The 3,983-nt window shown below is 42.2% G+C and carries 3 protein-coding genes; all 3 read right to left on the bottom strand.

Annotated features, from left to right (window positions below; translation table 11 throughout):
- Window positions 1–190: 190 nt before the first annotated feature.
- Complete coding sequence (locus HXW94_RS18205; RefSeq protein ID WP_178368314.1) at window positions 191–2,305, bottom strand: Ig-like domain-containing domain; 2,115 nt, start codon at window positions 2,303–2,305, stop codon at window positions 191–193.
- Window positions 2,302–3,516, bottom strand: coding sequence for a HEAT repeat domain-containing protein (locus HXW94_RS18200; protein ID WP_178368313.1), 1,215 nt, complete (start codon window positions 3,514–3,516; stop codon window positions 2,302–2,304). The genes HXW94_RS18205 and HXW94_RS18200 overlap by 4 nt, the downstream gene beginning before the upstream one ends.
- Before the next feature lie 147 nt (window positions 3,517–3,663).
- The gene (locus tag HXW94_RS20490; RefSeq protein ID WP_178368312.1) at window positions 3,664–3,786 is read right to left on the bottom strand and encodes a LuxR C-terminal-related transcriptional regulator; all 123 of its coding nucleotides are present in this window, start codon (window positions 3,784–3,786) and stop codon (window positions 3,664–3,666) included.
- Between the last annotated feature and the right edge of the window lie 197 nt (window positions 3,787–3,983).

The raw sequence follows: 3,983 nt of genomic DNA, 5'->3' as shown, positions 1-3,983 counted from the left end.
ATGTTGAGATAATCACAATTCATATTTGAGTATAATAAACACGGTATTTTGCTGTGACAAAATAGTTGCGATCAAAATTCTGATAATAAAAACTGTAAAGTACTTTTGAACTTATATGAAGGATGCCGATTTTTCTATGATGAATGACGCGCATGTTTATTCCCTTTTGCCATATGGTATCTTTTTGTTTTTATTCATTGGTTTTCAGCCAGTTATCTGCAAAAACAGCCAGATCCCGGTAGTTGATAATCTGCTTTCCCGTTCGTGGGTCGGCCACCCTGTCAAGGTTGTATTTTTCCGACCAGTTGTTATGATCTTCAGATTGAAGCCAGTGACGCCTCAGTTCTTCAAGATCCTGTTCATTGACAATGAAATCTTTGTTGAAGTCACCAGAAAGATAAACCGGTTCGGGCTGGGTGGTAAACTCCCATACGGTACCGGTGGCGGTTCCGTTTGAGTTAACGGCATCCACCCGCCAGTAATAGGTTGTGTTGTATGCAAGATTTTTAACAGGAAACTTGAGGTCTGACTGTTTTATTCTGAACTCTGATTCTCCGGGGGGGGGGATAGTTCCGAAATAGATATCAAATGAATCGGCACCACCGCCGTTAATCCACTCCAGATTCTGAGTCACCGAAATATTTTCAGCTCCATTGGCCGGTAAAGGAGAAACCGGTGGTTTTAATATATGTCCGTAGCTGACCGTAACACGCTTGTCGGATGACATTGCAACGCTACAGGTTTTCCCTGAAATTTCATCACACCCTGACCAGTTTAAAAACGGCATGCCCGTTGTGGTCAATGGTGCGGTCAGGGCAATCCGGGTTCCTGCAGCGATATGAGTTTTTTCATAGTCTGTTATCCCGCCAAATCCATGGGGTGAACTTGTAATCTGAACATTGGAAGCACCGAGAGCATTCACCGATAACTGATATTCCGATGGCGCGTCATTGTAATGGACCGTTGCAGTACGGTTGGATGTCATGGCAATATTGCAATCAGTCTGTGATGCCGTATCGCAGCCGGTCCAGTGTGAAAATTCCTTGTTGTCATGGTTTTCCGGCGCTGAAAGCGTTATAGAAGTACCGGCACTGATATCCGAAACAACATAATCGGTAATACCGGAACTGTTTGACGGTAGGCTGTTAATCTCAACACCGGACACGCCTGCCGAGGCAACACTCAAATTGTATTTGGGAACAGTGTAATGAACCACCACATTTTTATCTGCTGTTACTGTGAAGGTGCAATCCGTCCCGGATGTTTCATCACATCCTTCCCAGTGAGAGAACTGTGTTTCTTTCTGATTTAATGGCGCGGTCAGCGTCACACGGGTTCCTGACTCGACATCCCCAATAAAATAATCCGTTGCCCCGGTAAAATCTGAATCCTGGCTATCAATGGGTACTCCAGCAGTCCCGCTGGATCGAACGAAGAAGGTAAATGTCTGAGCATGCTTCAAATAGTAGGAAACTGAATTTTGGGCGTTTCCATCATTATCAACAGCAGTCACACAAAATGCATATAGAGTATTTTTTTCCGGAATGGTGAACGGCATTGAATCTTCCGACCGTCCGATTTCCGACCAGTCCGACCATCCGCCGTTCACATACTGTGCATAATGAAAAATATAGGGTGATCTATAAGACAGATCGCTGTGGGTATCTCGGGCGTTTGCTTTGAGTGTTATTTCGGTTCTATGGGCCACCGTTGGCGTGTTTGAATCAACTGAATCAGGGAAGCTCATGACCACTTGCTCCGGCGTAGTTTGAATTGCCGTGCTAAACTGATTGAATTGATATACAGGACCACCCCAGTATAAAGATGTATTATTGTCGCATGGATTGATCCCGGCTTGCTCATAGCAATATTCAACGAGTCCGTCACAACGGAAATAACCGTCACCGCTTTGGGGGGAACTATTCGGTTCATTCCATTGTGCCCAGGGATTTTGTGCCCAATAATTTGCACCGATTTGGTCAATGGCTTCTTCAATGATTAATTTTCGTATCGTGTATGAGGGATTTCTTTTTGTCCGTTTCCCAAGATACAACTCCCCCTCAAGGAACGCTTCCCAATCTCCCGTTCTAACGCTATTGGGAGATCCGAACGATCCTCCTGCCGAATGAATCACATACCGTGTCTCTGCTTCATTATCATAATGGTATATTAAACCGGCATGGGCATTATCACCGATTATCGGAAGATCAAGGCGTCGGTATACAGCATCTGCCATTTCTGCATATACCGCAACGGAGCTGGAGAAAAAAATTAAACAAAACAGGATCAAACTCTTAAGTTTCATTCGGCTGATCTTTCCTCCAGTGTTGGACCGGACATTAAATGTTGGATCAGGTTCCGGATATCGAGGTCTTCGGTGTTTTCTAACTTGGTTTGTATACTCTGGATACCAGCCGGATCATTCAAAATAAGCAAGGCTTCCACACAACCTTTTAGCAGAATTGATTCGGCCGGTGATACCTCCTGAAGAAGAGAGATCATAAACGCCGTGATTCCAGGTTCCCCTGATTCTGACAGTTTCAATAAAGCACGACGTCTGACACCTTCATTTTCCTCGTCATCAATTGCCGTCTGTCTTAAAAAAGCTACAATTTCCTTGTCTGAAGCATCCAGAGATGAAACCGCTGTCCGTTTGATCAAAGAGGATTCTGAAAAATTTGAAGATGCGAATGTTGCCTGCTGTTCAATCAGATTGATCAAATCATTTTTTTGATTCGGGTTGGAAATATTTCCCATTGCGTTTACAGCTGCCATCCGCACGTTGACATCATGATAGGAAGCGGCAAGATCCTTGACGGTTTTGTAAACATCGTCGTTAGCATGGAATGCAGCGTTTTGCAGGGCGAAAATTTTTACCTGATCATCAGGATCTGAAAGTAAAAACAAAAATTCTTTAGGATTTGGCGGTACATCCGGCAATTTCCCTAAAACAAAGGCAGCTGTGCGCCGCACCAATGGATCCTCATTCCGGTTATTAACAATTTGCCAGACAACTTCATGTTTGTTTTCAAATTTTGCCTGACGCAGGCATGCCAATAGAATATTTTTATATAATGGGTGTCCTTCAGAGGATAAAAGCTCTTCCTTGATGATCGGTCCATTACCCTGTACATTTTTCAGTAATTTCCAGACAAATTGGTTAACCTCGAATTCAAGTTTTTGGCTGCTTGCATTTTGATGACAGAACATTTTAAACCTTTTAAGATTTTGAGCAAATTCTTGTGCTTCGTCATATAAAAACACTGCCTCGTCTGAAGATGATGGCTTTATTTTTTTATCATCCAAGTGAGCGACTGGTTTATTCAAAGGCATTGTGGAAAATGGAAGTTCAGGCGGTTCAATGGACTGGACAACCTTAACTTGGTGTGGCTGTTTTGATTTGCTGGACAATGTCTCCTTGTCATCCTCACCAAGTTTGTAATAATAGAACAGCAATCCAAACACGGTTGATAAGATTGTAGTAAAAAATAACAGCTTTTTGGCGTTCGTTTTCATCTGTGTTTTGATATCTCAATTTTTGTCATTTTTCAATACGTATAAACACCTATTTTGTGTAAAAAAAATTTCAAATATAATGCAATTAAAGGGCGATAATATTCTCTTTTAAAACAAATCATGTCAGCCCGGGAATGGTATTAATACTTAGTTTTTCATGATATTTGCCCGGTGAATATCCACGGTTCGTTTGCTGATATGAAGGCTTTTCGTCATTTGGGCGCTGGTATATCCTTCAGCAATATAACGGAAAACCTGCCTTGGGCGCATTCCCATTTTCCCGGCCGACTGAATAATTCTTTAAGCAGGAATTAAATACTTAAAAATCAGGCAGTTAAATTACGCTTAGCATTGTATGTTTTTAACGAAAAGCTTCCACTATGCCCTAAGCAGATAAAAACTTTAACATAAATTGTCTGAGAGCCTTGATTTTCATAGCTTCTGAGTACCGGGAAAATGGGATTACA

It is taken from the genome of Desulfobacter latus, assembly GCF_013389365.1.
GTDB lineage: Bacteria > Desulfobacterota > Desulfobacteria > Desulfobacterales > Desulfobacteraceae > Desulfobacter > Desulfobacter latus.
The sequence above is the reverse complement of the archived record's forward strand: the minus strand, read 5'-3'. Positions and strand labels throughout refer to the sequence as shown.

Bases quoted from the DNA above. Each gene is read 5' to 3' on its own strand.
- HXW94_RS18205 (WP_178368314.1), bottom strand. From the start codon at position 2,305: ATGAAACTTAAGAGTTTGATCCTGTTTTGTTTAATTTTTTTCTCCAGC.
- HXW94_RS18200 (WP_178368313.1), bottom strand. From the start codon at position 3,516: ATGAAAACGAACGCCAAAAAGCTGTTATTTTTTACTACAATCTTATCA.
- HXW94_RS20490 (WP_178368312.1), bottom strand. From the start codon at position 3,786: ATGCGCCCAAGGCAGGTTTTCCGTTATATTGCTGAAGGATATACCAGC.